This is a genomic window from Pseudoalteromonas sp. 2CM39R (genome assembly GCF_023161845.1).
This window is the reverse complement of record NZ_JALNTM010000037.1, coordinates 1-23,623: the sequence shown is the minus strand read 5'-3', so window position 1 is coordinate 23,623 and position 23,623 is coordinate 1. Positions and strand designations below refer to the sequence as shown.

20 protein-coding genes are annotated in these 23,623 nt (G+C 38.5%); 17 read left to right on the top strand and 3 right to left on the bottom strand.

Features of this window, described 5'->3' with window-relative positions:
• Positions 1-3: 3 nt before the first annotated feature.
• From MTF66_RS36610 to MTF66_RS36550, 13 genes are all read left to right on the top strand, one after another.
• Entirely contained in the window at positions 4-1,416 is a 1,413-nt protein-coding gene (locus MTF66_RS36610) for a lipopolysaccharide biosynthesis protein (protein WP_138623300.1), read from the top strand.
• Positions 1,409-2,800: an O-antigen ligase gene (locus MTF66_RS36605; protein WP_055013278.1), complete on the top strand. Its 1,392-nt coding sequence runs from the start codon at positions 1,409-1,411 to the stop codon at positions 2,798-2,800. Before MTF66_RS36610 ends, MTF66_RS36605 begins: the two co-directional genes overlap by 8 nt.
• Positions 2,766-3,470: an acyltransferase gene (locus MTF66_RS36600; protein ID WP_138623298.1), complete on the top strand. Its 705-nt coding sequence runs from the start codon at positions 2,766-2,768 to the stop codon at positions 3,468-3,470. The genes MTF66_RS36605 and MTF66_RS36600 overlap by 35 nt, the downstream gene beginning before the upstream one ends.
• Before the next feature lie 4 nt (positions 3,471-3,474).
• Positions 3,475-4,611, top strand: a complete 1,137-nt coding sequence (locus MTF66_RS36595) for a glycosyltransferase (RefSeq protein WP_138623296.1) — start codon at positions 3,475-3,477, stop codon at positions 4,609-4,611.
• Positions 4,612-4,741: 130 nt separating this feature from the next.
• Positions 4,742-6,235, top strand: coding sequence for a GNVR domain-containing protein (locus tag MTF66_RS36590; RefSeq protein WP_138623294.1), 1,494 nt, complete (start codon positions 4,742-4,744; stop codon positions 6,233-6,235).
• A 1-nt stretch (position 6,236) separates the two neighbouring features.
• Positions 6,237-7,313: a glycosyltransferase gene (locus tag MTF66_RS36585; RefSeq protein WP_138623292.1), complete on the top strand. Its 1,077-nt coding sequence runs from the start codon at positions 6,237-6,239 to the stop codon at positions 7,311-7,313.
• A gap of 10 nt (positions 7,314-7,323) precedes the next feature.
• On the top strand, positions 7,324-9,123 hold the full coding sequence (locus MTF66_RS36580) for a sugar transferase (RefSeq protein ID WP_138623290.1): 1,800 nt from the start codon (positions 7,324-7,326) through the stop codon (positions 9,121-9,123).
• A 166-nt stretch (positions 9,124-9,289) separates the two neighbouring features.
• A complete protein-coding gene (locus MTF66_RS36575; RefSeq protein WP_010392928.1) occupies positions 9,290-9,598 on the top strand; it encodes an STAS domain-containing protein in 309 nt (102 codons plus the stop codon).
• A 20-nt stretch (positions 9,599-9,618) separates the two neighbouring features.
• A complete protein-coding gene (locus tag MTF66_RS36570; RefSeq protein WP_010392927.1) occupies positions 9,619-10,473 on the top strand; it encodes an OmpA family protein in 855 nt (284 codons plus the stop codon).
• A 3-nt stretch (positions 10,474-10,476) separates the two neighbouring features.
• Positions 10,477-12,561 carry an SLBB domain-containing protein gene (locus tag MTF66_RS36565; RefSeq protein ID WP_055013285.1) on the top strand — a complete coding sequence of 695 codons (2,085 nt, stop codon included), beginning with the start codon at positions 10,477-10,479 and terminating at the stop codon, positions 12,559-12,561.
• Positions 12,558-13,262 carry an AAA family ATPase gene (locus tag MTF66_RS36560; protein WP_055013286.1) on the top strand — a complete coding sequence of 235 codons (705 nt, stop codon included), beginning with the start codon at positions 12,558-12,560 and terminating at the stop codon, positions 13,260-13,262. Before MTF66_RS36565 ends, MTF66_RS36560 begins: the two co-directional genes overlap by 4 nt.
• Positions 13,263-13,269: 7 nt before the next feature.
• Positions 13,270-14,730, top strand: a complete 1,461-nt coding sequence (locus MTF66_RS36555) for a SpoIIE family protein phosphatase (protein ID WP_248530194.1) — start codon at positions 13,270-13,272, stop codon at positions 14,728-14,730.
• A 97-nt stretch (positions 14,731-14,827) separates the two neighbouring features.
• On the top strand, positions 14,828-16,234 hold the full coding sequence (locus MTF66_RS36550; RefSeq protein ID WP_138570664.1) for a sigma-54 dependent transcriptional regulator: 1,407 nt from the start codon (positions 14,828-14,830) through the stop codon (positions 16,232-16,234).
• Here the strand turns inward: MTF66_RS36550 and MTF66_RS36545 are convergent.
• Positions 16,229-17,248 carry a glycosyltransferase family 4 protein gene (locus tag MTF66_RS36545; protein ID WP_248530193.1) on the bottom strand — a complete coding sequence of 340 codons (1,020 nt, stop codon included), beginning with the start codon at positions 17,246-17,248 and terminating at the stop codon, positions 16,229-16,231. The genes MTF66_RS36550 and MTF66_RS36545 overlap by 6 nt on opposite strands.
• 21 nt (positions 17,249-17,269) lie before the next feature.
• Between MTF66_RS36545 and MTF66_RS36540 the strand changes: the two genes are divergently transcribed.
• Entirely contained in the window at positions 17,270-17,602 is a 333-nt protein-coding gene (locus MTF66_RS36540) for an Hpt domain-containing protein (protein ID WP_010392915.1), read from the top strand.
• On the opposite strand, the gene yvcK is transcribed toward MTF66_RS36540, so the two are convergent.
• Complete coding sequence (gene yvcK / locus MTF66_RS36535; protein ID WP_109875850.1) at positions 17,599-18,471, bottom strand: uridine diphosphate-N-acetylglucosamine-binding protein YvcK; 873 nt, start codon at positions 18,469-18,471, stop codon at positions 17,599-17,601. The two genes, MTF66_RS36540 and yvcK, sit on opposite strands and share 4 nt — an antisense overlap.
• A gap of 167 nt (positions 18,472-18,638) precedes the next feature.
• Between yvcK and MTF66_RS36530 the strand changes: the two genes are divergently transcribed.
• Positions 18,639-20,639 carry an ATP-binding protein gene (locus MTF66_RS36530; protein WP_138570661.1) on the top strand — a complete coding sequence of 667 codons (2,001 nt, stop codon included), beginning with the start codon at positions 18,639-18,641 and terminating at the stop codon, positions 20,637-20,639.
• A gap of 60 nt (positions 20,640-20,699) precedes the next feature.
• Here MTF66_RS36530 and MTF66_RS36525 read toward each other — a convergent pair whose 3' ends face one another.
• Positions 20,700-21,560 (bottom strand): YicC/YloC family endoribonuclease, encoded by an 861-nt coding sequence (locus tag MTF66_RS36525; protein ID WP_008464069.1) that lies wholly within the window; start codon positions 21,558-21,560, stop codon positions 20,700-20,702.
• 180 nt (positions 21,561-21,740) lie between these two features.
• Here MTF66_RS36525 and rph point away from each other — a divergent pair, with 180 nt between their 5' ends.
• Entirely contained in the window at positions 21,741-22,454 is a 714-nt protein-coding gene (gene rph / locus MTF66_RS36520) for a ribonuclease PH (protein WP_008111261.1), read from the top strand.
• Between the two features lie 14 nt (positions 22,455-22,468).
• Positions 22,469-23,113 (top strand): orotate phosphoribosyltransferase, encoded by a 645-nt coding sequence (pyrE, locus tag MTF66_RS36515; protein ID WP_054202965.1) that lies wholly within the window; start codon positions 22,469-22,471, stop codon positions 23,111-23,113.
• Positions 23,114-23,623: the final 510 nt, after the last annotated feature.

Genomic DNA, 23,623 nt, shown 5'->3' with positions numbered 1-23,623 from the left:
AAGATGAACGGACTGAAGCAAATAGCCTATTTTGGATTATCAACATTATTGCTCAAAGGGCTTGGCTTTGCTTTACTCCCTATCTCAACTCGTCTTTTAAGCCCGTCACAGTTTGGTGAACTTAATTTTTTAGTCTCTATTTCAGCCGTAATGTCTTTGTTGTTATGCCTAGGGCTACCTGAACTGCTTTTTAAACAGCAAATGAAAAGCGTTGTTTGTAAGCAGGCTTTATTTAGGGATGCGTTGATTTTATGTAGTATGTTAAGCACTGCATTTGTAATTGCTGTTGTATTGTTTGCTGACCTATTGCTGAATTTATTACCTATCTCTGTTAACCATATAGATCTGCAACTATTAGCCGTTAACTTGGCATTTTCGTCGGTATTGTCGATTGTATTTTGCTTTTTTAGATATTACGAAATGGCTAAGCAGTTTTGCTATTTAGCTGTTTTACAAGGGGTCGGGCAAACTCTACTCACCATCGTCTTGCTATATCTAGGCTTTGGTGTAACCGGCGTTATGCTCTCTGGTGTGGTAGCGAGTTTTATTGTACTGATATTGTCACTGTGGCAAATAGCACGCACGATTAATATTAGTTTTAAATGTATCGCATGGAATATTACGCCTAAGAATACGCTGTTTTTGTTAAGCATTATTATCTCTTCGCTCTTTGTGTACGCTAATAATGGCGCAGAAAACTGGTATATTGCAGCCAGTGTGGGCAAAGAAAAGCTCGCTCAATATTATGTCGCTCTGCAATTTGCAGTCATGACCTCGTTCACATTTGAGCCAATCAGAATGTGGTGGTTTTCACGCCGTTTTGACGAGTTAACCGCAAGTCGCAGTCACTATGTGTTTTTATGTGAATTAAGCCTCGAAATTGCGATTGCCCTTTGCAGCATCATGCTACTTGTAGCCCCGCACTTATTCACTCTCGTTTTACCACAAGGTTATTTACTTAATACGTGGCTATTACCCAGTTTAATACTCATTGTTGTGCTGAGGCACCATAGCGATTTACTTAATATTGGTTGTTATATTCACTATAACGGTTTGTTTGTGACTATTATTAATGCAGTTAGTGCTACAAGCGTATTAATTGCATTAAGTTTTTTAGTGCCAAAATGGGGAATATTAGGTGCGGTTGTATCACTTGCGTTGGCGCAAATTTTAAAAACGCTACTGTTTGTAGCTATTAGTCAAAAGCTAGAGCATTTAGCATTTAAAGTACACAGTCTGCTCCCTAGCTGGCTGTGCTTTATTCTTGTGTTTTCGTTAAGTGTGACGCAAGTGTCTTACTACATTGTAGGACAGGTTGCTGTGTTGATATGTTTGTTTGCGGTGTTATTTAAAAAGTATAAACACCACATCACGGGAATATTGCAACGGCTTTTAGCAAGGAAGGCGCATGGTTAACTGGTATAAAGAGCATTACTTATTAATAAATGGCTTAGTGATAACGGCGCTTATTTTAAGCTTATATTCGTTATTTGGGCCCATAGCTGCTTTTGCTTTATTGTTACTGCCATTTGCTGGCGTATTAGCCGTGCGTATTAGTACTGTGTTTATTATCTTATTTATTTTATTTAGTTATTTTAGGATTCATGAGGCATTTGTATTTTTAATGCCGCTTAAAATCCCTAAACTCTTAGCGCTAGCCTCTTTACTGGCCATTTTCTGGCATTTATTTATTTCCAAAACATTAAAACCGCATTGGAGCTCAGCTCATCTTATTTTTGTCATTTGGTTTGTGTGGCTTACCGTGTGTGTGTTTTCGGCTTCAAACCGTGGCGTTGCTATTGAGTATTGGTCTGGAGTGTTGGTTAAAGTTTTTATTATGGTGTTTGTGATCAGCTGGTGGTTAACGCGATTTTCTCACTTTAGTTACGTAAGACTAGGAATTATGATTTCTGGTGTGGCCATTGCGCTGGTGGCACTGAATAACAAAATTAATGGTGTGGGGCTAGTTGAGGGCACCCGAGTCACTATTTCTCGAGAATATCGTTCACAACTGGGCGATCCTAATGATTTATCTTTAGTGCTGATGTTTCCTGTGTCTTTTTTAGCTGCTGAATTATTTAATACATACAACAATCCATATCGACGATTATTTGCAGGCGTTGGTTTAATTTTGGCTATTTCAGGAGTGATAGCTACGCAAAGCCGAGGCGGCCTATTAGGTATTGCTGCTATTTTGAGTTTCTTTTTATATCAAAAGGTAAAAAATCCAGTGGTTGTGGCTGCATGTGGGGCAGTTGCCATGCTTGCCATGATGGTCTTTGCGGGGATTTCAGATAGGCAAAGTGGTGGTGCTGCTGAAAGTGGAGTTGACGAGTCTGCTATGGGTCGAATATATGCTTGGCAAGCTGCAATAAACATGGCGCTTGCTAACCCGCTAACAGGAGTTGGGGTAAATAACTTCTTCGTAAACTATTACTTTTATAGCCCGCACTGGGATGGCAAGAATCATGCAGTGCATAGTACGTGGTTTCAGGTGCTTGGTGAAACAGGCTTTGTTGGTATATGTATTTTTTTACTGGTTATCGCCAGTATTTATCGCAGCTTGTCTCGAGTATTTTGCATTAATAAGCTTAACTTTAATCCTGAAGTGACAGTGAATGCTAATGCGCTAAAAGCCGGTTTAATTGGTTTTATGGTTGCAGGTACGTTTTTAACTCAAGCTTTTACGTGGCCTTTGTACATCATTTTGTCGCTGACCATTGCCCTAGAAAAGCTGACTATCGATAGTAATAAGGATTCGTCTTATGGTGACCCAACTAAAGTATTGGCTAAAAAATAGTAACAGCCCCTCGGCAAAACGTTTGTTTAAATTTGCAAAGTCGCTGCGTAATCCACAGCTACCCGTTATTCCTCTACTACACAGTGGGCTTTATCATCTGCACCACTTTATAAAGCAGTTTGTTCATGAACTGCTGAGAATATTTTATTACACCCCATTATTTAAAAGCCAAATTCAAGGCAGTAAAAAACGTTTATATTTATATTCGGGTATGCCTCAGATAATTGGTAAATTAAGGGTTGAATGTAAAAACGATGTCAGGATCTCGGGGATCAGCACTTTGTGTGGCCGTGTAAGTAATGAGCGTGAGCCTCTATTAAGTATTGGTAATAATGTTGATATTGGCTGGCAAAATGCGTTTTCGGTAGGACGAAAAATTGTACTTGAAGATGATGTAAGACTTGCGGGACGTGTTTTTTTAGCAGGCTTTCCTGGTCACCCAATTGATTGTGAACGTCGTGCGAACGGCCAAAGTGATGACGAGAGTCAAATTGGCGATATTATTATTAAGCGTGGCGCATGGATTGGGACCGGTGTTACGGTACTTGCTGGAGTAACCATAGGTAAAGGAGCCATTATAGGGGCGGGCAGTGTGGTAACCAAAGATATTCCCGATTTTACTATTGCGGCAGGTAATCCGGCTAGAGTAGTTAAAAATATAGTGGAGTGAACGAATGAAATTTATTGTTTTTGCAGAAGATTGGGGGAGCCACCCTAGTAGTACTCAGCATTTATTTTCAGAGCTTGCAAAAAGACAGCAAGTGAATTGGGTTAATTCTGTAGGAATGCGTAAACCTAGCGTAAAGCTGCACGATATAAAACGTATTTTTAATAAATTTAAGCAGCTATTTCAACCCTCTAATAATAGTAAAATAGCCACGCCTAAAAATATGACGGTATATAAACTGCCTATTTTACCATGGCATGATAATCGCTTAGTGCGCTGTTATAACCGTTGGGTTTTCTCTCGCCATATTGGTGCTCATAAAACCAGTGAACCTATTGTATATTGGTTAAGTGTGCCAACGGCATGCTATCTGTTTGATAAAAGAGCTGCCGACTCGTTAATTTATTATTGTGGTGACGATTTTAGTGCGCTGGCTGGGGTTGATCCTGTGCTGATTGCGCCTTTTGAGCAGCAGCTGATTAAAAACGCAGATCTTATTTATGTGATCAGCGAGTTATTAAAAACTAAAATGCCTGCTGAAAAAACTAAGTTACTAACACATGGTGTGAGTTTTGATTTATTTACGAGTAATGTCGACAAAGCCGCAGAAATCAGCGCTATTAAAACCCCCATTATTGGCTTTTATGGCAGTATCAATGCCTGGCTAGATATCCCTTTGTTAATGGCGTTGGCCACTGCTAGGCCGCAATATCAATTGGTATTAGTTGGCGATATTACCACTCCCATTTCAGGGTTGTTGCAGTTTAAAAATGTAACGCATATTAGTGCGGTTGAGCATAAACGGTTGGTATCTTTCTCGGCTCATTGGGATGTATCTATTTTACCATTTGTCGATAATGAGCAAATTAGGGCTTGCGACCCGCTTAAATTAAAAGAATATTTAGCGGTAGGCAAACCGATAGTCGCAACCGATTTCGCGGCAGTGAATCATTATCACTCGCAAATTTTTATCGCTCAGTCACAGAATAACTTTATTGAAAAAATTGATCAGGCGTTGTCACTCAGTCAAGCAAAATTAAGTTTATTGCATGCAGTCCAAAAAAACATAGCGAAAGAGCATAGCTGGCCGGTAAAAGCTCTCACTGTGATCAACGATCTACAAATATTAAATCCCTCCGATTAAACCATAACTATAATATTGGCGCGCCCTGTGCAACTACTCCATTAAAGAAGGCTATTTACGCTGTAAATTTTTATTTTGCAAATAGCCGCAAAGTTTCGCATAGCAATATGCAAATCAATGGGTAGCGAATATGTTAGTTAGAGAGCAAATAAAAAGATTACTTTATTTAGCTTTGTACGCTGTTTACACCAGGGCAAAGTTATTTGTTTTGCCGTTGCTGATTGTACCCGTAGTAGTGATTGTACTCGCGGCAACGTCACAAAAACAATATACAAACCACGCCACTATTCTTATAGAAGAATCGGCGCTGCTTAATCCCTATTTAGATGATTTGTCGTTCTCGTTTGATTTATCAAATAGGATGGCAGCTTTGCGCACCTTAGTGATCAGCCGCAAAGTTCTGATTGCCGTGGCAAAAGAAACCAATTTAGTACCAAAGGATGCATCCCCCGCCAAAATAGAAAAAATACATCAAGAGCTTTCACAGGCGCTTTCCTTATCATTGGTGGGAGACGAGCTAGTTCGGGTTAACTTTATTTGGCATGACCAAACCCAAATGAAGGCGGTGCTAGAAAAAGTGGTAGAGAAATTTATAGAAAGTTTATTAGCCCCAACGAAAGCATCACTGGATACCTCTGAGCAATTTTTTTATCAGCAACTGGTAAGTTTAAGAGAAGAGTTGGAGATTTCTGAGGCTTCATTGGCAAGCTTTAAAGCAAAAAACAGTAATACCTTACCCGCTGTTTTACACAGTAATAGGCAAACTTTCGATAAGTTATTAAGTGATCAACAACAAAAGTCCATTGTGCTCTCAGGCGCTAATGCCAAGCTTGAGGCACTTACTACAAAAATGGGTCAAGCAAACCCGATTCTCGGTCGTATAGAAGAGAAAATAATTACTGCAGAATCAGAGCTCAGTTTTTTAAAAACCCGCTATACCGATAAACACAGCAAAGTGGTTTCAAAAAAGCGCGAACTACTCAGTATTAAAGCGCGGCAACAAGCGTTAATTGAAAGTGGTAAAGGCCTTGATGCCACTAATATTGATCAGCTTTGGCAAATGGCTAATACCTTACCCAGTGGAAATGACAATGAAAGTAATGTGTTGGTGTCACAAATACTCGCTCTAGAAGAAGCTAAAAATAATGTTCTGCAGCATCAGCAAGAATACGACATGTTAGAAAAACAAGTCAATTCAGTAAGTGATCGCTTATTAGTAACCAGTGATATAGAAAAACAACTTAGAAAGCTCGAGCGTGACTACGATGTTAAACAGTCATTATATAAAGACATGTTAGGGCGTTACGAAATGGCAAAAGTGACAGGCAAGCTGGTTAAGTATGAAGGCCCTGACAAAGTTAAAACCATTGAGCGAGCTTATAGTCCCACTCAACCAATTAATACTTCACTCGTGGTGGCAATTATTATGGGTATTGTTTTAGGCATATTTACCAGTGTCACCTGTGTGTTTGTTGCTACCTTATTCGACAGTCATTTAAAAGATATTCAAACCATTGAAAAACTATCGTCACTAGACGTGGTTACCATTTTACCCATTGTTGGTCACAGCACGTTACATGCTGGGGTTAGTCCATCAATGCACTTCCTTAGTGAGGGAAATTAACATGAACGTTTTACATTTAGTTCAACACTTTAAAATAGGTGGGCTGGAAAAAATGGCCGTGACTTTAATGCAAAAAAGTCGATTTGCAGACACCAGTATTATTGTTTCTTTGGAAGGGACTGAACGGGATGCAGTAAATGAATGGCCAGCACTGTCAGCCTTTGAGCAAAAACTTATAAGCTTAAACAAAGCCCCTAGATTTGAACTAAGTGTAATTAAAAAGCTTAGTGAAATAATTAAAAAACATAATATTACAGTGATTCATAGCCATCACATTGGCCCAATGCTTTACGCTAGCCTCACCTGTTTAGTTAACCCGAGTGTTAAACACGTATCGACAATTCATGATGCGTGGTATTTAAAAAATTTTAAACAGCGAGTGATCACAAAGGTATTGAATAAGCTAACTAAAATCCATTGGGTGGCTGATGCAAACGTGGTCGCTAATGAGTTTTATAACGAAACTGCTATTAAAGCTGATAGTACTATTCTTAACGGCATTGATTTTCAGCAGTTTATAGATACAGATGACGCTAATGCACGGATTAAGCTTAACTTACCGCACGACAAAAAACTTATTGGCTGTTCTGCGCGTTTAGAGCCAGGTAAGGGTCATTTAGATTTAATTAAATTACTGCCCGCGCTACCCAAAGAGATTGAACTCGTATTTGCTGGGAATGGCAGTTTACGTTTTTCATTGATGAGTGCTGCAGTGTCACTAGGTGTGGTAGAGCGAGTACATTTTTTAGGAAATGTGCAGCATATGGAATTATTTTATTCTGCCATTAATGTGATGTGCTTGTACTCGCAACGAGAGGGCTTACCTCTATCTATTTTAGAGTCGATGGCATGTGGCAAAGTAATAGTGGCAACTGATGTCGGTGGCATTAGCGAAGTGGTCAGTAATGAGCAGGGTATTTTAGTAAAGCCTAATGATTCTTTTGGCTTAAAACTTGCCCTATTGAAAGCATTGGAAATGAAGCACGGGCAATGCATTCGAGAGTATATTCTCTCAATTGCGGATGCAAACACAATGAGCGAAGCCTATGACCATTTTTATAATGGCTTAGCTTCATAAGGGGATTACAATGACTTTTTTACTGATTACATTGGCGATTTTGATAGTGTTGGTACTGTACCATCATGTTGGTTACTTATTGTTATTAAAGCTTTTTAGTAACGATGAAGCAAACGTCGAATCAAGCGCTACCCCGCCAACCACGCGCTTTGGTATTTTAATGTGCGCCTACAACGAGCAAGAACATATTCGTGAAAAGCTCTATAACCTGGGCTCTATGTTATACAGCACAGAGCAGTATGCTATTCATATTTACCTTGATGGCTGTACAGACAAAACCTATGACGAGGCGATGATTGCTCAATCGCATCTTGCAAAGCAAAATGTAGTGTGCCATTTGCATTTTAATAAGGTCAATAAAGGCAAGTCGTTTGGTGTTAATGAGTTAATAAAACTAACCAAGCCTAATTACGATGTATTGCTGTTCACCGATGTTAGTGCGTTACTGAGCGTTGATGTACTAAATAAAATTGATACTGATTTTAAAGACCCTCAGGTCAATGTGATCACTGGGGTTTATATATTAGATGACTTAGCCACCAAAGAGCAGCAACAGTATTGGCAATATCAAAATAAAGTAAAAAGTATGGAGTCATCATTAGGCGCTGTTATTGGCGTACCTGGTGCCATGTTTGCTATACGCGCCGAATATGCCCAGTTATTAGATGCGAGCACTATAAACGATGATTTTATTTTGTCGATGAAAGCACTTAATAAAGGTGGTAAAGCGCTAGTAAATAGCGAGATCAACATTGTTGAACGTGAATGCGATAAACAAAGCCATGATTACGCAAGAAGAGTAAGGTTAGGTGCTGGCAATTGGCAACAAATTAAAATGCTGTCTGAGCTATTTAATCCAAAATTAGGCTGGGTAAGCTTTAATTATATTTCGCACAAGGTATTACGTGGCATTATGCCCATTATACTGGTACTGATTTATGGATTACTAATTTCTCTGGCGGTTTTTTCTAACGTGTTTTTAGCCAAAGTAGCCTGTATTACATTAGCCGTTGTACATGGACTGGGTGCATTAAAACAGCTTTTGAGCATAAAGACTAAATGGCCGGTGATCGACAGTATTAACTATATTGTAGCGGCATACTTGTGTGCTTTTTGGGGGATTATTAAATTTGAACGCGGTGAATATAGTGAGCATTGGCAGCGCGTTCACCAAACTAAGCAGTCTAATAATCTTGTGATTAGAGCAGTAAAGCGCGGCATTGATATTTTAGGCTCCACTATTGGCCTAATTATTCTGTCTCCTGTAATGATCATGGTTGCATTGGTGATTAAGTTCAGCTCTAAAGGACCAGTGTTGTTTAAACAGTTACGAGTAGGGCAGAGTGATGATGACTTTGTGGCACTTTTTAACGTATTAAAATTTCGCTCTATGGTGGTTGATGCTGAGGTTAAAAGTGGAGCGGTGTGGGCAAGTAAAGATGATCCGCGTATTACCTCGGTAGGGCGGTTTATTCGCAAAACAAGATTAGATGAATTACCACAATTATGGAATGTACTCATAGGCGATATGTCGCTGATAGGGCCACGTCCTGAACGACCTGTTTTTTATTCAAAACTTGAAAAAGATATTCCGTATTTTTGTCAGCGTACCTATGGCATAAAACCAGGCATATCTGGGTTAGCACAAGTGATGAATGGTTATGATGAAACTATTGATGATGCACGCAATAAAATTGGCTGGGATTACGCCTATATGTTGAGCACCTCATCAGCTCGTAGCTGGTGTTATATGGAATTGACTATTTTATTTAAAACATTGGTTGTTATTTTTACTGGTAAAGGCCAATAACCCGCTTCGCATAATGCAATTGCACACCCAAAAAGCAATTGCATTATGCACTTCTATTTCAAAAATCAATTAACAAACCATTAAAGTTAATATATTTCAGTGGTTTAAGTTTGGCATTCTTCTTGTAACTGTCTATTTGAGTTCATACTTTTAATAGGTAATTAAAATGAAAAATGTAGCCAACAAAACCGATCAAACCGTTATTACCATTCCTGATGACTTTTCAGGCTTTGCTGTCGATGAGCTAAAAGATCAGTTTGAGCTGCTCGTTGAGCAAGACTCGAATTTTGTTGTTTTAGACTTTTCTAAAACCGAATTTATCGACTCTTCAGGAATAGGTGCTATTGTTTTCCTATATAAAAGAATTGAAAAACATAGTAATAAGCTATCTTTACTTAATGTCACAGGACAACCGTTTAAGTTAATGAATTTATTAAGAGTGGATAAAACCATTCCATTTATTGACGCTGTGTAGAGGTTACCAGGGAGAGTTTTATGAAGGCGCGCATAGCAATTGTCATTTTCATATTTTTAGGTGGGTGTGCTTCTTGGCCGGATGAAGGACAAGGAGGTATGGCCGAAAAATACCAAAACTATCCATTAGATGATCAGCAGCTTGATGAAACATTTAATCAACCTGAGGGTATTGTTCGTAGTGAGTTTGAGCACTTAGAACTTAAGCTTGAATTATTAAAGTCGCAAGATATTAATGCCTGTATGCCAGCGCAGTTATTAAAAGCTCAAATTTATGAAAATCGTATCCGACGTTTAATTGCAGCCCAAATGTGGGAAGACGCGGAGCACGACTTATTAATTCATTATCATGGCCTTAATCAATTAGCTAATCACTTTGATACCGTTAGAAAGTTGACTAATTGCGCTGCATCGACTGATGAACAACCCGCTTTAGTTAATGTAAAAGAGCAAATAGCGGAGTTGTTAAATAGTGATAACCAATTTGCATTCAATGCCTTTGAAATAACCCCTAAATATGCCGTACGGGTTGCTCAAGCAGCCGATTTAATTAAACAATTAGAAAGTATTAGTATTTTGCTTATCGGGCATACTGACTCTGTAGGCAGTAAAAATAGTAATTATGAGCTGGCTTTAAAGCGCGCTGAAACTGTTAAGCATTGGCTGGGTGTTTATGGCGTGCCTACCTATAACATTACCACTTTAACCCAAGGCAGTTTAAAACCATTTAGTGAGTCGGAGCAAAGTGAGCAAAAACGCCATTCAGACCGCCGAGTTGAGGCTATTATATTAGATGCTAACGCGCAAAGTGAAAATAGCAAACAAGTAAAGTCACTAATGAATTGGACTAAAATTATTGAAAAGAAAAAGGAGTAATGTATGAGATTTATTTTTACTGTCTTCGTTTTTTTCTTTTTAATAACGAACTCTACGTTTGCAGCGCAAGCCGATGAATCCATAGTACAAGCAGGTAATAAGCTGTTTTTATATGTGCCAGGGGAACTTGAATTTGAAACAACTTTTGAGGTCGACAAAAAAGGTCAAATTAATATACCTGAGGTGGGGCAGTTTCAGGTAGGTAATAAAACGGTTGCGCAAATAGAGGCAGAACTTAAACCTATTCTTGCAGAGTTGTTTGTTGCAATAGATGACTTTTATGTGGAGCTGAGAAGCAGAGATATATTTATTAATGTTTTAGGGTATGTGATCACACCCTCACAGGTGAGTATTCCCGATGATGGTAATATTCAAATGGTGATAGCTAAAGCAAATGGCCTAAGACCTGGCGCACAGCTCGATCGCTTACAAATAAGGCGCAAAGATGAAGTAATTGAATTTAATTACAAAGCATATTTAGACTCAGGCGACATAAATTTATTACCAAAGCTTAAAAGTGAAGATACTGTGTTTGTGCCTGTTTCTCCACTCCTTGGTAACGTACAAATTGATTTTGATGCACAAACGCTTAGTGCTACAGGGGATGCAAGCGACAACAGTGCCATTACTATGCTTGGCGAAGTGCATAACCCTGGTAGTTTTTCGTTTAAAGAAAATATGACGCTTCTAGATGCGCTGATGCGTGCGGAAGGGGTTACTCGCTATGCGGATGTAACTAAAATTAGAGTGATTGTTGATAAAGCTCCTGTTATTTTTGATTTAAAAGCATATTTAGATAAACCTACAGATAGCAACATGCCGCTACTAAAAGCGGGATCAACCATATATGTGCCGATTATGGTGGATGATGTAAATACCACATCACGCACGGTTTATATTATGGGTGAGGTACAAAAGCCCGGTGCCTATGAGGCTGCCGACAGTACTAACTTTTTAGACATTTTAGCAAATGCAGGGGGCCCAACGCGCTTTGCAGAAACACGGCAAATAAAAATATTAACCCCTGCTGGAGAGAGCATACTTTTTGATTTACAGGGTTATAGTGAGGGATTAACCACCGCTAAAGTGCCCGATTTAAACCCCGGTGATGTAATATTTGTTCCTGAAAAAACAGATGTTAACGAAAAAAGCTGGTTAAAAATTCCGACAAAACGAGCGATTAAAATTATAGGCGCTATTCAATCTCCTGGTCGTTATGAGTGGAGTGATGAAATGGACTTTACTGATTTGTTAGCGCATGCTGGTGGCCCCACTAAAGGGGCTAACGTGAACGATATTAAAATTTTGCGGAATGGCGATGTCACCCAGCGATTTGATCTTGAAAAGTACACCATTACTAACGGTGAAATTGCGCTGCCGAGTTTAATTGCTGGCGATACTATTATTGTTGAAGAGTTACCAGTAGACCCCGGAGACAATAAATCGCAATGGATACGTCAAGAATCGAGCAAGTCTATTTATATCATGGGGCAAGTAGGTTCCCCTGGGCGCTATGCGTTCAATGACAATATGCATTTTATTGATATTTTGGCAGCAGCAGATGGTCCTAATGGTAGTGCGGATATTCGTAATATTAGAGTTACGCACCGTAATGGTAATCGCGCTCGAGTGAGCAAACTTGATTTAGCGATGTATTTTGAAACTGGTGATGAAACGTTATTTCCTCATGTGTCACCCGGCGACACAATATTTATTCCAGAAAAAGACAAAGATTGGTTACGTACCCCTAAAGAGCGAGTTGTTCGTATTATGGGGGCAGTGCAAAAGCCGGGTCGATATAACTTTGATGATACGATGTCTATTTTAGATGTGCTTGCTGAAGCTGGAGGGCCGTCAAGTTCAGCTCTCATTGACAAAATAGTGGTTGTTAACCATTCATGCTGTAAAGAACAATCTCGCGTGTTTAATCTTGAGGAATTTATAAAGTCTCCAAACTCGGCCAATATTCCGGTACTTAGAGCTGGAGATACGCTATATGTGCCCGATAAAGGTCAAGACCTAATTAGTCAATTTAAAGATAACTTCCTCGACTTTATAACCATAATTGCCTTGGTGATAAGCTTATGAACTTGATACCTGGGCAGTACCATGAACTAGAAACCATCTGTAACACCTTGATTGATGATGAAGCACGGTGCGTGACGTTTATTTCTTTGTACGGTGGCGAAGGTTCATCCACAGCCTGTATTAGTGTTGCTCAACGTTTAAAAAGTCAAAATAAGTCAGTACTCGTTATCGACCTTAACCCTATTAGTTCGTTTCGTTTAGACAAACAGCTGCCTACATTGACTAAGTTGTGGCGTTTTGATGATATTTCCTGTCAGCTCAGTGTTATGCCTTATCAAGGTATTGAAGTACTTACAATTCACAATTTAGAGTCAATTGATTCAGCAAAAAACAAACATGTTTTAAATGAAGCGGTACTGCGTTTAAAGCAAGAATATGATTATGTGTTGCTGGATATGTCGCCAGCATTAAAGTTAAATCGTAATAATGTACCACTGCATTCTTTAAGCTTATGTAGCGAGCTGACCTTGGTTACTATTGCGCTAGGTATTAATAATGAAGAGTCGTTATGTCAAGGCGTTGCAGAACTTAAGCAAGCGGGTCATAGCAATATAAAGTTACTGGTAAGTCAACATAGCTTTGCTCCTTTAGGGGAGCGCATGCTACTGCTCTTCCAACGACATTCTTCAAAATGGCCAAGGTTGTGCGCTTTTTTAACCAGCAAAATAAACAAGCAAAAGTGGTTGTTTAAACATTACTGAGACTTTTATGGATATATTATTTGAGCGGCGTTTTGAATTATTATGGCCGACCTTAACTGAAATACGCCAAGTACTTAAGCATGTACTGGGCGCTTTATCGGTGACCAGAGATGAAGCGGATGCAGCAGGCTTAGTCGCAACCGAATACCTAACTAACTTAATTCGCCATAATGAGGGCGATGAGCAGCTTATAATGTTGCGTATTAACCAAATAAATCATGATACTTACCAATTAACTTTTATAGATGAACTTAAGCCTTATAATTTATTTAAACAAAACAACTCATCATGGACATTAGCATCGGATGAGTTGGTAGAAGGAGGGATGGGGGTCGAGCTTATTCGCCATTACTTTGCTGATGCTACCTATGACACGCGAGCAGGTAAAAACTATTTTTCTTTTCCTTTAACGAACATTGATAAGCGACCGAGTATTATTTATGTCGACGATGACATCACTCAGTTGGCATTAATGAGCGCCTACCTAAAAGATAAATTTAATGTCATCACCTGCGAAAATATAGAGGCTGGTTGGCAAGCTATTTTAACCTCTGATGCTAGTATATTGTTACTTGATCATAAACTTAAACAAGGAACGTGTGAGCCATTACTGGAAAAGCTTAATAAATCGAATTTAAAATCTCAGTTATCGGTGGTGATGTTAACTGGCGATGATAGCGAAGAAGTGATCAGTAAAATTAATCGATTAGGGGTTGATGATTACTTAATAAAACCAGTTAAAAAAAATAAGTTATTACAAAGCATAGAGCGAGTAACTCATCGATTTGCATACTTGTCCTATCAAAGTACATTCGGATTAACACCTTCTAAAGTGCTTTTAGGGCATGGAAAAACAGCGCATATTTTTGGCTCTATTAGTGTGGGTAATGGCGGTGACTTTTTTATGCCAATTAATGATGAAGGTACTGCTTTTATACTCGGTGATATGATGGGCCATGGCTTACAAGCGCTCAAAGAAAGCTTTGCTATAAAAGGTTTTATAAGTGGCTTTTTAGCGACCGGGTTAGCGTATCAAGAAATGCTCGTTGCGCTGAATAATGCGCTTTATAAACAGCAATTATGTAAATCAAGCTTAGTCACTTTAATGATTTGTTTTTTAGAAAATAATAAGTTGTATTGGCTCAATGCTGGCCATCCCGCACCGGTTATTATCAGTAAAAATGGTGAGCTATCTCAGCTAAATGGTACCGGACCATTGCTTGGGCTGTCTAATGATCATCAATATACTTTATATGAAGCCAAGCTCGATAATGTTGAACAGATTATACTTTACACTGATGGTTGGACGGATAACCGCTTTACCGATAAAGACGAAATGACTGAATTAAAAAAAATCATCCCTATGCAAAGCTCCTCAGCAGAGGATTTTGCACACTCGTTATGGAAAAATTCTCAGGTTGCGCTTTCTAAAGAAGTGGATGATGCCTCATTAATAATCATCAATTGAATTTGATTTAATTAACTATGTATAGTTAACTTAATATCCATAAGTTAATATTTTTTCTCTAAATAATTCTTAGCGAGTCGCTAAAAGGAATGGGATTATGCCACCAACAATACTGATTGTAGAAGACACCCAGTCGCTTGCTATGATGTATCAGTCTTATCTTTTACCGACAGGTGTAAACACACTGGTGGCAAATGATGGGGCAACCGCTCTTGATATTATTAATAAAATAAAACCCGACCTGATAGTGCTTGATGTCATGTTACCCGACATGAACGGGCTAGATATTCTAGCTCAGCTAGAACCTGATAACTTTCCGCAAGTTGTTGTATTAACTGGGCATGCTACCAAAGAAATGGCGATTCAAGCGATTAAGTTAGGCGCTAGTGATTTTTTAGAAAAGCCTGTAGAGGCAGAACGTTTTCGTATAACTATTAACAACACTCTCAAAATAAAAGATTTAAAACAAACGGTCACCAAGTATAAAAATATTTATGAAAATGGCCGTTACTTTGACTTGATTGGTAGCTCCAAGCAAATGCAATCGGTGTATCAAGTTATTAGCTCTGCTGCAGCGAGTAAAGCCACAGTCTTTATTACCGGTGAAAGTGGTACTGGCAAAGAGCTTTGTGCACGGGCAGTTCATCAAGCCTCTACTCGTGCCGACAAGCCCTTTGTTGCACTTAATTGTGCTGCTATCCCCAAAGATTTGATTGAAAGTGAAATATTTGGCCATTTAAAAGGTGCTTTTACTGGAGCAATTGCAAACCGATTGGGTGCCGCAGGGCAGGCGGATGGGGGGACATTGTTTTTAGATGAGTTATGTGAAATGGATATTAATTTACAAAGTAAATTACTTCGTTTTATTCAAACAGGTACTTATCAACAAGTCGGTAGCGAAAAACAAGTTAAGGTTGATGTGAGGTTTGTTTGTGCTACCAATAGAAACCCGCTTGCTGAGGTTGAGGCAGGTCGATTTAGAGAAGATTTGTATTACAGATTACATGTTATTCCTATTGAGTTGCCGCCACTTAGAGAGCGCGGCAGAGATATTATCGAAATAGCGCAAGCGCTATTTATTAAAATAGCCAAGGAAGAGCAACATCCTTATAAAGGGATAACCGATGATGTGAAGCACTTTTTAGCACAATACGATTGGCCTGGTAATGTTAGGCAGCTGGAAAATGTGATCCGTAATATTTTAGTGCTTAACCCACAAGAGTGGATTGATGTATCTATGCTACCAGCATTGCCACAAAGCCCGCAAAAAGAGTCAGGTAACGAGGGGCTGGTTAAAGAGCAACATACATCGTTACCAGTTCAAGAGTTTGAAGAGTTACCGCAGGTTGAAAGTGAGGTTAAGGCTTTGTGGATCGCCGAAAAAGAATATATAGAGCGGGTCATAAAAATATGCGCAACTAATATTCCCAAAGCTGCCGCTCTTTTAGATGTAAGCCCTTCAACCCTGTACCGAAAAATTAAAGGGTGGGAAGAAAATTTATAATAATGTTTTTGCTGTATAAGCATTTTGCAGCAAGTTAAATTGTTTTCTACCTGAAAAACGCTCCTCAAGCATAGTATATGCTGAGTGTGCCATTTCGCTTTTTTGCGTTGTAGATAAGGCAAGTAATGATTCTATCGATTGTTGGCACTCTAGTGTATTTGCTGATTTCATTAAAAAGCCATTAACCCCATTGTTTATAATGCTAGGAATAGCACCCACAGGGCTGCTAATAACTATTTTATAATGCGCCATACTTTCTAGAAGCGTCATAGGCAGGCCTTCTTCTCTTGAGCAAATAAGTAGGGCATCTAAATGCTGCCAAATATCGTCTCGGGCTGTTAAGCCATGGTAATTAAGGTTGTTTATCTGTGGAATACGATCACGCATCGGGCCATCACCAAAAAGGTGAAACTGCACCTGTTTATTAGTCTGCATACTTTCAGCTAACTCATAAAATATATCAGGGCCTTTTTCATAAGATAAGCGCCCAACAAACCCGATTCTAAGTAACGGTTGTGCAAAATCAGTGCTGGGAGGTTCGGTTATTGCTATGAAGTTTTCTAGTAATTGAGCATTTGTTATTGTTTTAATTATTTTTTCAGACACTGCAAAGTTGGTTGATAATCGACTAAGCCATAAATCTAGTCTGTTATAAAGCCACATCTTTCCTTTGCCAGTTTCCCCCGCGTGATAGGTACTAACACAATGATTATTCGTGATCTTACATACTAAACGCCCCAAAATACCGGCTTTGTAACCATGGGTATGAATAACTGTATTGCGATCATAACTGCGAAACCGTTTGATTAAACTAATGAGTGTACCTTGCAGAAAATTATACGGTATGCTTTGCTTATCAAGTAACTCGTAAAACTCATTATTCCCATGATTTTTATAAAATAAAATTGAACAACTAACCTGATTTCTGTGAAGCAGCTTGTATAACTCTATAATATGAGTTTCAATACCACCAATCATTGAAGAGTCTACAAACAATATAATCTGATTATTCACAATGAGCTCCAAAAGAAAATTATGATAGATACATCTGTAATAGAACAACTAAAGTATGATGTTGGTGATAGTATGGCCATTGAACTGATAAACGTTTTTGTTGATGAGTCTAAAAAGTTAGTGGCGCAAATGCTTTCCTCAACCGATGCCGCAGAAATTGAACTGTGCGCTCATAGCTTAAAAAGTAGCGGTTATAGTTTTGGTGCAACAAGATTAGCGCAAACGTGCCAGCTTATTGAGCAGCAAGTTAAGGTCAATGGCTTAGACACCGAGGTTGTAACCCTCTTAAAGTTAGCTGATGCACAAAGTAAAAAAACCTTCGAACATATGAGAGAACTTACCCAAAATCATTAAGCGTGTTTTTCAGTATTAAAAGAGCTTTTTAATAACTCTGAAAATACATTTTTTAGTTCATTAATATTATGTAAATGCTTGCCTGTTTCCTTACACTTCTCTCCCTGTTGTAAAATTTCAATAATGGCAGAAGGAGAAATACTTAAATCGTATACTTTAGTGGCGAGCTTCTTTTGTAACCAGTCAATGCCGGCAATTTTTGTATGTTGCATCACGCTGCTTTCTTGCGCTGTGTTTTCAATAAATACTCTACACGCAGAGGTTTTTTTTATTGCTTCAGTGATTTCTGTAATTAAAAAAGCAGGCATTACGCTAGTAATAATACTACCTGGGCCAATGATTATTAAATCGGCATCTAAAATAGCCTCAATAGTACCTGTTGCTGGCGGCACTGCTTTTGATAAGTAAACGGTGCTTGGTAGCTCGTTTAAGGCATCAATCGCGCATTCACCAAATATTTTTTCACCATTGTTTAGCTCGGCTACTAAATCTGTGGGTAAATCAGACATAGGCAACACAGTCTCTTTGTTACCAAGCAAATGGTTAAAAGCAGCAATAGCTTCAGTGGGAGACTGTGTTTGCTGGATTAACCCCAGCAGTGTTAAATTTCCTAAGCAATGACCCGCCATATCACCATGAGTAAACCTATGTTCATACATAGCCTGGGCTTGGGTACCTTCACCGGCAAGTTGAACACAGCAGCGCCTTATATCACCTAAAGCGATACAATTTTGCTCCTCTCTAATGCGTCCAGTGCTACCACCATTATCAGTAGTCGCTACAATCGCTGTTAGGTGGCTACATAAGGGTTTTATCGCACTTAATACTTGCGCTAATCCGTGACCCCCACCAATACATACTATCTTCATAGCTATGCCTTAATGTATTTATTTATATTAATAAAGCAGAAATCATTCCATCCTGCCAAAAAAATAACTCAATGATTTATATTAAATTTTGTTCTATATTTATTAGTCATAACATCGATTTTGGTATTTTTTGCAAAACGCGATGCATTTTAGCTGAGGGAATGGGTATGCAACGTAATGAATTAATGACTCTTACGGAACTACAGAAGCAGTTAGCGTTATTGCACCAGTGTGATGATGAAATTGATATTTTAGCCACTATGTCAGCTTTACTACAGCCATTGCTTCAATACCAAGACTGCATAGTTTTAAAGAAAACACATCATCATTTTTTAACTATCGGCACAACTAATATCGATTTTTATGAGAAAACATGGCCACCATGTGCTGCATTTATTCAGGCTCTAAAAAAAGGTTACTCATATAGTTGCAATCCCTTGCCAGAACAATTATTTGCTTTATCAGAAGAGGTGAATAACCAGAATAAAAAGACAGCGTTGTTAATGGGGGTTGATACGGGTAAAGAGCAGTGCTTATTTATTTTCACCCATGTGATCAATAATATTAACCATAATATTTTGGCTTCACACTCAATAATTTTGTTTCTTCAGCAAGTATTTCACGCTTTTCTTCAATTAAATAAGTTACATGCGCAAACCCATCAATCTGTTTTACTACTTGATAAATTTTCTCAGCTTTCTACTTTATTTAAAGAATTAGCCAGTGAGTGGTTTTGGCGAACCGAGCCAGATATGACCTTTACCAGCGTTAATAATTTAGAAAGAGAAGATAATACCTATGCGCAAATATTTATTAATAAAACCATTGAGTCTTTGCGTACTAAAAATGAGCAAAAAAACACGCTGAAATGGCAAGCTTTTGCTGCACTAGTCGCTGAGCATGAGGATTTTAATGGTTTTGAATTTGAGGTTAAGGCCCCGATACCTTTGTGGGTATCGCTCAATGGTAAGTCGCAATTTGACGAAAACGGAAATTTCATTGGCTATTTAGGTATTGCCAAAGATATCACAGTCTCAAAAGAGCGAGAGACTGCACTTGAAAATGAAAAGCTTAAAGCTGAGGAAGCCAGTAAAACAAAAACAAAATTTTTAACCATCATGTCGCATGAAATAAGAACCCCCATGAATGCGATTATGGGGATGATAGAGTTATTAATAGATACCGATTTAACTCAAGAGCAACGTCAATGGTTGAATTATGCAAACTCTAGTGCTGATATTCTTTATGGATTAATTACCGACGTATTAGATTTTTCAAAAATTGAATCAGGGACTGTATTAATCGCCAATAAACCGCTAAATGTAAAACTGCTTATTGAGAATATCGTTGGGCAATTGCATATTATTGAAGACAGTGAAGATATTATTTTTTCAGTTTCGATTAATGACGATATCCCTACCTATATTATGGGTGATGAATTTAGGCTGGGGCAGATACTATTTAATCTCATTGGCAACGCATTCAAGTTTACTCACTCAGGACATATTGCATTATGTGCAAATATTGTAGATGACAAACTAAAATTTACTATCGAAGATTCAGGGGTAGGCATTGCAAAGAAAGATCTAAGCTTTATATTTCAGCCGTTTCGACAAGTTAACGAAGGTATAAACAGAAAAAATGAAGGAGTAGGGTTAGGCCTCAGTATTTCAAAAAATCTAATTGAGCTTATGGGGGGCTCTATTAATGTTGAAACGCAGTTAGGGTTAGGTAGTACATTTACTATTTTACTGCCATTTAAAGAAGCGATTATTGATGAAATTAAACCCGAGTTTTCATCAAAACAGCCTGTACTATCAGTTCTGGTTGCTGAAGATAATAAAACCAATCAAGTGCTTATTAAGGCGTTTTTACAAAAGCTAAATCACAAAGTCACGATTGCAAATGATGGAGTGGAAGCAATTGAGTTTATGAAACTCAAACATTTTGATTTAATTTTAATGGACATCATGATGCCGACTATGGATGGACTAAGCGCCACGCAGCATATTCGTCATGAGCTGTTAAGTGATATTCCTATTTTTGCACTAACCGCAAATGCTTCAACCGATGACAAGGCATCATGTTTTAAAGTAGGTGTTAATAAAGTGCTTACCAAGCCTATTAAGTTTGAAACCTTAAAAGCGTCTTTAAGTACGCTTTTATAGCCGGTAATAAAAAAGGCCATAATTAGGAATAATCATGGCCTTTTCTAACGTTATAGTTTGTTATTCTATATTCTGAATTTGCTCACGCATTTGCTCTATCAATACTTTTAGCTCAACTGCAGCATTGGTGATGTCGCTGTTGATTGATTTAGAAGCTAGGGTATTTGCTTCACGGTTAAACTCTTGCATCATAAAATCTAAACGACGACCACAAGCACCACCTTTACTCAAAATTTTACGTGTTTCTTTAACGTGCGATTTTAAACGATCAAGTTCTTCTGCTACATCTTGCTTTTGTGCAAGGTAAATCAGTTCTTGTTCAAGACGTGACTCATCAATATTTGTTGTTAAATCTTCAAGTTTTTGTATTAACTTTTCACGTTGCCATTTAGTAATTTCTGGCATGTGTGCTTCAACAATATCAACTTGCTCTAAAATGGCGGTTAATCTTGTAGTTATCATTTCTTCAAGGTTTGCACCTTCATCACCACGTGCCGATTTAAAGTCTTCAATTACTTGGTCAAGCCCAGTAATGAGTGCTGTATTTACACTATCCATATCAATTTCTTGCGCTTCCATCACGCCAGGCCAACGCAAAATGTCAACAGGATTAATATCACCATTGCTTTGTTGTTGTACCCACTTAGCACTATTAATTAGCTGCTCAGCAAGAGATTGATTAATTGATAATTCACCAACATGTGCAGGGTTTGCTACAAATTTTAAGAAAACTTCGACCTTACCACGCTGTAAGTGCTTACGCAGACGCTCGCGTATAACGGGCTCCATGCCACGAAATTGCTCTGGTGCACGAATAAAGGTTTCAAGATAACGTTGGTTCACTGAGCGAACTTCCCACGTGCCAGTGCCCCATTCGCCTTTTATTTCGCGACGCGCATAAGCTGTCATACTGTGGATCATGGATGTTTTCCTACATTTTTAAATACAATATTACGATTATTATACCGTAACACTGCCCAAGCTCTAAAGAAAATTTAACACTGCTGAGTGTTTTTTAAACACACTTTAATATAAATCAACATGGCATCTGTATTCACATCAACATATAATGTGGCAAATTCAGAATTAAGGGGATCGTCAATGCGTCCAAGCGAAAGAACACCTAATCAAATTAGACCGGTTACGTTTACACGTAACTACACTCTGCATGCTGAAGGTTCAGTATTGGTAGAGTTTGGCAACACTAAGGTACTTTGTACTGCGACAGTTGAGGCTGGCGTACCACGCTTTATGAAAGGCCAAGGTAAAGGTTGGGTAAACGCAGAATATGGCATGTTACCGCGCGCAACACACACACGTAATAGTCGTGAAGCAACGCGAGGTAAGCAGGGCGGTCGTACAATGGAAATTCAGCGTCTGATTGCTCGCTCTTTACGTGCAGCAATCGATCTAAAAGCACTCGGTGAAAACACAATTACTATTGATTGTGATGTAATCCAAGCTGATGGTGGTACACGTACAGCGTCTATCAGCGGTGCATGCGTTGCGCTAGTTGATGCACTAACGTATATGCGTGCAAAAGGGATGATTAACTCAAACCCACTTAAACATATGATCGCTGCTATTTCTGTTGGTATATATAAAGGCCAAGCGATTAGCGATTTAGAATACCTAGAAGATTCTGACGCTGAAACTGACATGAATGTAATTTTAACTGAAACCGGTAAAATTATTGAGGTACAAGGAACCGCTGAGGGTGAACCTTTCTCGTTTGACGAACTTGATGAGCTACTTACACTCGCTAAGCATTCAATTCGTGAAATTATTGATGTACAAAAGCAAGCACTAGCATAAATAGGTAACTGGCAATGAAAGAATATCAAAAAGAGTTTATTGAGTTTGCTTTAGAAAAGCAGGTATTAAAGTTTGGCGAGTTTACTTTAAAGTCTGGCCGTACTAGCCCTTACTTCTTTAATGCGGGTTTGTTTAATACAGGTCGTGACTTAGCGCGCTTAGGTCGCTTTTATGCAGCGGCACTTGAAGATGCAGCAATTGAATATGATGTACTATTTGGTCCTGCTTATAAAGGTATTCCAATTGCAACAACAACCGCAGTTGCGTTAGCTGATCATTATAATAAAGATGTACCTTATTGTTTTAACCGTAAAGAGAAAAAAGCACACGGTGAAGGTGGTAGCTTAGTTGGATCTGAGCTTAAAGGTAAGATCATGTTAGTTGATGATGTGATCACCGCCGGTACAGCTATTCGCGAGTCAATGGAAATTATTGCGGATAATGGCGCAGATTTAAGTGGTGTTTTAATTGCACTTGATCGTCAAGAAAAAGGTAAAGCAGAGCTTTCTGCTATACAAGAAGTAGAACGTGACTTTAATACTCAAGTTACTTCAATCGTTAAATTGGCTGATTTAATTAGTTACCTAGAGCTCCAAGGAACTATGGATGAGCATTTAGCCGCGGTAAAAGCTTACCGGGATCAATATGGTGTAGCATAAATAGTAGCCTCGCAAATGCGGGGCTTTATTTTGCCTAAAATAGAGCAAAAGTAACTCCTACTTATATTAAGGCTTTGCTAATACACATAAACAAAAGCCACCTTCAGGTAGGCACTATTAATAGCCGTGATTTTATTAATACTGTGGTATCACTCTTACCTACTTCAATTCACCGTAGTAACATTAACAGTATGCTAGCTGCAGCGTCTTATTTTCCTGACTTTGTTATATATGGGATCTATTCGGGTAGATTATTGCTAGTGATCATTATGATCATCTTAGTTGCGAGTGTTTTAATAGAGCTTATTCAAGTAGATATAACGGTTAAAAGCTTAAGTTACGTGTTTATTGTTAATAAATTGATAGTTATGTTGTGTTTTTAGTACCTATTGTTCAAATATCCAACGAACAGTCGTTTATTTCAAGTTTTCTTCAAAAAAGGGTTGATCTGTTTTCGGATCTCCCTATAATGCGACCCCACTGAGACGGGGAACGCCAACGCATAGCGAG